The sequence below is a fragment of the Shinella sp. M27 genome, from assembly GCF_049199905.1.
Lineage (GTDB): Bacteria > Pseudomonadota > Alphaproteobacteria > Rhizobiales > Rhizobiaceae > Shinella.
In genome coordinates this window covers 8,035-13,000 of sequence record NZ_JBLZPK010000050.1, presented here as the reverse complement: position 1 = coordinate 13,000, position 4,966 = coordinate 8,035, and the positions used below count along the sequence as shown (strand labels likewise).

Sequence of the window (4,966 nt, the reverse complement as noted above, 5' to 3'; positions counted from 1 at the left end):
CGACGCGGCCGTGCAGGATGGCGGCATCGGCCGTTTCCAGCGCCACATCCGTGCCACCGCCCATGGCGATGCCGACATCGGCGGCGGCGAGTGCCGGGGCGTCGTTGATGCCGTCGCCGATCTTCCCGACCACGAAACCTTCGCGCTGGAGCTCGCCGACGATGCGCTGCTTGTCCTCCGGCATCAGCTCGGCACGCACCTCGATACCGAGTTCGGCGCCGACGGCCTTGGCCGTGCGGGCATTGTCGCCGGTCAGCATGATCGTCTTGATGCCGAGATCCTTCAGCGCCTTGAGGCCTGCGGCGGCATCCGCACGCGGCTCGTCGCGCATGGCGATGGCGCCGGCCAGCACGCCGTCGACGATCAGCATGGAGACGGTCTTGCCGTCGTCGTTGAGCGCGGTGGTGGTTGCCTGCACCTCTGCAGACAGGGCGACACGCTCGGAAGCGGCCTTCGGCGAGGCGAGGAAGATTTCCTTGCCCTCGACAATGGCCGTTACCCCCTTGCCGCCAAGTGCGCGCGATCCGGTGGCGACCGGCGCCACGATGCCGTCTTCGGCGGCCTTGGCAAGGATCGCAAGCGCCAGTGGATGGCTGGAGCCGGCTTCCAGTGCTGCGGAAAGGTGCAGCACCTCTTGCGCCGAGGCAGAGAAGGCAACGATATCGGTCACCTTGGGCTTGCCTTCGGTCAGCGTGCCGGTCTTGTCGAAGGCGATGGCCGTCAGTTTGCCGAGGCCTTCCAGCACTGCGCCGCCCTTCATCAGCAGGCCGCGGCGGGCGCCGGCGGAGAGCGATGCCGCGATGGCGGCGGGCGTCGAGATGACCAGCGCGCAGGGGCAGCCGATCAGGAGCACGGCGAGGCCCTTATAGACCCACTCGCTCCAGATGCCGCCGAAGAACAGCGGCGGGATGATCGCGACGAGGGCCGCGACGACGACCACGCCGGGCGTGTAATATTTCGAGAAGCGGTCGATGAAGCGCTCGGTCGGCGCCTTGGATTCCTGGGCTTCCTCGACCAGCTTGATGACGCGGGCAATCGTATTATCAGCCGCAGCCGCCGTGACGCGCACGCGCAAAGCCGCATCGCCATTGACCGTGCCGGCAAAGACCGCGTCGCCAACCTCCTTGCGCACCGGCGTGCTCTCGCCCGTCACGGGCGCTTCGTCGATGGCGCTTTCGCCTTCGATGATCGTGCCATCGGCGGAAATGCGGTCGCCGGGGCGCACGAGGATGACGGCACCGACGGCAAGCGATTCGGCCGGGACTTCCTTCGTGCGGCCGTCTTCATCGAGCAGCGCCGTCTTCGGCACCAGCGTGGAAAGCGAGCGGATACTGTCGCGCGCCTTGCCGGCGGCAACGCCCTCCAGCAATTCACCGACGAGGAAGAGGAAGACGACCATCGCCGCCTCCTCCGTCGCGTTGATGACGACGGCGCCGACGGCGGCGATGGTCATCAGCATCTCGATGGAGAACGGCGTGCCGGCCAGCGCCGCCATGACGGCGCGGCGCGCAATCGGCAGCAGGCCGACCACCATGGCGACGATGAAGGCATAGGTTTCGATGGCCGGAAAGAGATGGCCCACGGCATAGGCGACGACGAGTGCTGCACCAGCAAGAATGGTCAGCCGCCCCTTCTTGCCCTTCCACCAAGGACCCTCGGACGGGCCATGATCATGGCCATGCAGGCCTTCGATGGCCGCCGTCTTCGGTGCATCGTGGTCATGACCGGCATGATCATGATGGTCGTGCCCGTGATCATTGTTATGGCCGTGGTCATGATTGCAGTTCGGACCGTGCTCATGCTTGGCCGCCGGCTTTTCGGCCACTGCGCCGGCCGGCGTCACCGCATAACCGAGGCCGGAGACTTTTTTGCGGATCGCCTCCAGATCGCTTTCCGCATCGTGCTGCACGCGCATCGTGCCCGCCGTCACCGAAACGGAAACGTCTGATACACCGGGCATGCGGCGCACGGCCGTATCGATCTTGCTGGCGCAGGAGGCGCAATCCATGCCCTCCACGCGGAAACGGGTCTCTTTCACATCAGCCATCGCACAATCCTCTTTAGTCTCATGAAATGGTTCTACGACCTCTAGCGACTAGAGGTGCAAGAGCGATTTCAAGAAATTTTCGAACAAAAGGACGCATTGAAATTGCCGGCGGCCCTGTGCTAGGGAGCGCCCCATTGAATGCAGGTTTCATCTGCTGGTTGGGGAGGACGCCATGGCTTGGCAAACCCTCTTCCAATCGGGGATGGGCTCGGATGCCCCCCGAACGGAAGAACGCTACTCGATGCGCGCCCTCGTGGCCCGCTCTGGCTTTTACGCCGTCAGGCTGGCTGCGCCGTTGCGCCGTCCGGTGAAGACACCGCGCCTGCCCAATCTCTTCCTTGAGCGTTATCGCGACCGGGGTAACAGCGCCAAAGCGCTGTCACATCGCCGTGTCCGCACGACGATACCGTAACAGCGGCTTTTCCCCTTTTTCGAGCCACGCGGAGCGGGCGGTTTGCGCCTCCCCTCATCCGCGTTCCTATCGCGTTGCCGGCTGTTTCGCCGATGGCCGTTCCACCACAGCAGACAGGTTCCTGATGTCCCTCACCACGCCCTATTACCTGATCGATAAGTCGAAGCTCCTCGCCAACATGGAGAAGATCGCGCGTCTTCGCGAACTCTCCGGCGCCAAGGCGCTTCTGGCGCTGAAATGCTTTGCGACCTGGTCGGTCTTCGATTTCATGCGGGACTACATGGACGGTACCACCTCCTCCTCGCTCAACGAGGTGCGCCTCGGCCACGAGCGTTTCGGCAAGGAGACGCATGCCTATTCCGTCGCCTATGCGGATTACGAGATCGACGAGGTCGTCAGCCACGCCGACAAGATCATCTTCAATTCCATCGGCCAGCTCGACCGTTTCGCCGACAAGGCCTCCGGCATCGTGCGCGGCCTTCGCCTCAATCCCGGCATTTCCTCCTCGACTTTCGACCTCGCAGACCCCGCCCGCCCCTACTCGCGGCTCGGCGAATGGGATGTGAAGCAGGTCGAGCCGGTCATGGACCGCATCTCCGGCTTCATGATCCACAACAACTGCGAGAACGGCGATTTCGACCTGTTCGACCGCATGCTCGGCACGATCGAGGAGAAGTTCGCCCCGCTTCTGAAGAAGGCCGAATGGGTGAGCCTCGGCGGCGGCATCCATTTCACCGGCGAAAACTATCCGCTGGAAAAATTCGCCGAGCGTCTGAAGCGCTTCTCCGGCGAATATAGTGTGCAGGTCTATCTGGAGCCGGGTGAGGCCTCGATCACCAGGTCCACCTCGCTGGAGGTGACGGTGCTCGACCTGCTCAACAACGGCAAGGACCTCGCCATCGTCGATAGCTCCATCGAGGCCCATATGCTGGACCTCCTGATCTACCGGGAGAACGCCAAGCTTTCCCCAAACACGGGACCGCACCGCTATATGGTCTGCGGCAAGTCCTGCCTCGCCGGCGATATCTTCGGCGAGTTCAATTTCGAAAACCAGCTGAAGGTCGGCGACCGCATCTCCATCCAGGATGCGGCCGGCTACACCATGGTCAAGAAGAACTGGTTCAACGGCGTGAAAATGCCGGCGATCGCCATCCGCGAACTGGACGGCACCATCAGAACGGTCCGCGAATTCACCTACGCGAACTATGAAGAAAGCCTCTCCTGAGGCTGTACCGGGTTAGAAGGAGATATCCCCCGATATGAAGAAGAACGTGCTCATCATCGGCGCCGGCGGCGTCGCACAGGTCGTCGCGCACAAATGCGCCCAGAATAACGACGTGCTCGGCGACATCCATATCGCCTCGCGCACAAAGGCCAAGTGCGACAAGATCATCGCGTCGGTCCATGAGAAGAAGGCGCTGAAGCAGCCAGGTCTGCTGGAAGGCCATGCGCTCGACGCGCTCGACATCGAAGCCACCAAGGCGCTGATCACCGCGACGAAGTCCGAAATCGTCATCAATGTCGGCACCGCCTTCCTGAACATGTCGGTGCTGCGCGCCTGCATGGATACGGGCGTCGCCTATATCGATACAGCGATCCACGAAGAGCCGGGCAAGATCTGCGAGACGCCGCCGTGGTACGGGAACTACGAGTGGAAGCGCGCCGCGGAATGCAAGGAGAAGGGCATCACCGCCATCCTCGGCGCCGGCTTCGATCCGGGTGTCGTCAACGCCTATGCCAAGCTCGCCAAGGACGAATATCTCGACAAGGTGACCGACGTCGACATCGTCGACATCAATGCCGGCAGCCATGGAAAATACTTCGCCACGAACTTCGACCCGGAAATCAATTTTCGCGAGTTCACCGGCGTCGTCTATTCCTGGCAGAACGGCGAATGGCAGACGAACAAGATGTTCGAAATCGGCAAGGACTACGACCTGCCGGTCGTCGGCACGCGCCGCGCCTATCTCTGCGGCCATGACGAAGTGCATTCGCTCGCCAAAAACATGGACGGCGCGAATGTCCGCTTCTGGATGGGTTTCGGCGATCATTACATCAATGTCTTCACCGTCCTGAAGAACCTCGGCCTGCTCTCCGAGCAGCCGGTCAAGACGGCCGAGGGTCAGGAAGTCGTGCCGCTCAAGGTGGTCAAGGCCGTGCTGCCCGATCCGGCATCGCTCGCGCCGGGCTATGAAGGCAAGACCTGCATCGGCGACTACGTGAAAGGCTTTAAGGACGGTAAGGAAAAGACTGTCTTCATCTACAACGTGGCCGACCACAAAGAAGCCTATGAGGAAGTCGGTTCGCAAGGCATTTCCTACACCGCCGGCGTTCCCCCTGTCGCCGCCGCGATGCTGGTTGCGACCGGCGAGTGGGACGTGAAGACGATGGCGAACGTGGAAGAACTGCCGCCGAAGCCCTTCATCAACCTGCTGAACGGCATGGGCCTGCCCACCCGCATCCAGGACGAGGACGGCGACCGCGCCGTCAGCTTCTAAGCATGATCC

General features: G+C 62.6%; 4 protein-coding genes. 3 read left to right on the top strand and 1 reads right to left on the bottom strand.

The annotated features are described in order from the left end of the window. A partial coding sequence (locus ACOZK4_RS19695; RefSeq protein ID WP_421593352.1) for a heavy metal translocating P-type ATPase occupies positions 1-2,047 on the bottom strand: 2,047 nt, incomplete at its 3' end. A gap of 172 nt (positions 2,048-2,219) precedes the next feature. Between ACOZK4_RS19695 and ACOZK4_RS19690 the strand changes: the two genes are divergently transcribed. The 3 genes from ACOZK4_RS19690 (at position 2,220) to ACOZK4_RS19680 (ending at position 4,957) form a co-directional block, all read left to right on the top strand. Beyond that, the gene (locus ACOZK4_RS19690) at positions 2,220-2,459 is read left to right on the top strand and encodes a hypothetical protein (protein ID WP_421593350.1); all 240 of its coding nucleotides are present in this window, start codon (positions 2,220-2,222) and stop codon (positions 2,457-2,459) included. A gap of 124 nt (positions 2,460-2,583) precedes the next feature. After that, positions 2,584-3,684 carry a carboxynorspermidine decarboxylase gene (locus ACOZK4_RS19685; RefSeq protein WP_421593349.1) on the top strand — a complete coding sequence of 367 codons (1,101 nt, stop codon included), beginning with the start codon at positions 2,584-2,586 and terminating at the stop codon, positions 3,682-3,684. Between the two features lie 34 nt (positions 3,685-3,718). Further along, positions 3,719-4,957 carry a saccharopine dehydrogenase family protein gene (locus ACOZK4_RS19680; protein ID WP_421593348.1) on the top strand — a complete coding sequence of 413 codons (1,239 nt, stop codon included), beginning with the start codon at positions 3,719-3,721 and terminating at the stop codon, positions 4,955-4,957. Positions 4,958-4,966: the final 9 nt, after the last annotated feature.

Bases quoted from the DNA above. Each gene is read 5' to 3' on its own strand.
- ACOZK4_RS19690 (WP_421593350.1), top strand. From the start codon at position 2,220: ATGGCTTGGCAAACCCTCTTCCAATCGGGGATGGGCTCGGATGCCCCC.
- ACOZK4_RS19685 (WP_421593349.1), top strand. From the start codon at position 2,584: ATGTCCCTCACCACGCCCTATTACCTGATCGATAAGTCGAAGCTCCTC.
- ACOZK4_RS19680 (WP_421593348.1), top strand. From the start codon at position 3,719: ATGAAGAAGAACGTGCTCATCATCGGCGCCGGCGGCGTCGCACAGGTC.